Here is a 322-nt window from a genome sequence, read left to right on the forward strand (position 1 = left end):
GTCAAGGCGCGCGACGCGCGTGATTGTCTCCATCAGATCGAAATCCAGCTCCTTATCAATCGCGACCTCCTGGCGCGCATCCTCTACACCTGAGCGGACGGGGGGTCAAGTCTTGAAAAGACGCCTATAGCCACACTCCACTCGGCTTGATCCTGGGTTCTCTTGTTCGTCCACCCGCCGCCAGTCGGCCTGCGCGAGATTGCGCGACCGGGCTGGGCGCGGTATTTCTCGCTGTAGCCGCGTTGCTGTATCTGGACGAGCGCGGGGTTGGCCGTGGGTGTTTCGCCGCTGTCGGCATTCGGCGTGCTGTCACCCTGTCGCA

At 62.7% G+C, this 322-nt stretch carries 1 protein-coding gene; it reads right to left on the reverse strand.

The annotated features are described in order from the left end of the window. Window positions 1-83: 83 nt before the first annotated feature. A partial coding sequence (locus G3480_RS28150; protein ID WP_206171962.1) for a hypothetical protein occupies window positions 84-322 on the reverse strand: 239 nt, incomplete at its 5' end.

Source organism: Thiorhodococcus mannitoliphagus, from assembly GCF_010915725.1.
Taxonomy (GTDB): Bacteria; Pseudomonadota; Gammaproteobacteria; order Chromatiales; family Chromatiaceae; genus Thiorhodococcus; species Thiorhodococcus mannitoliphagus.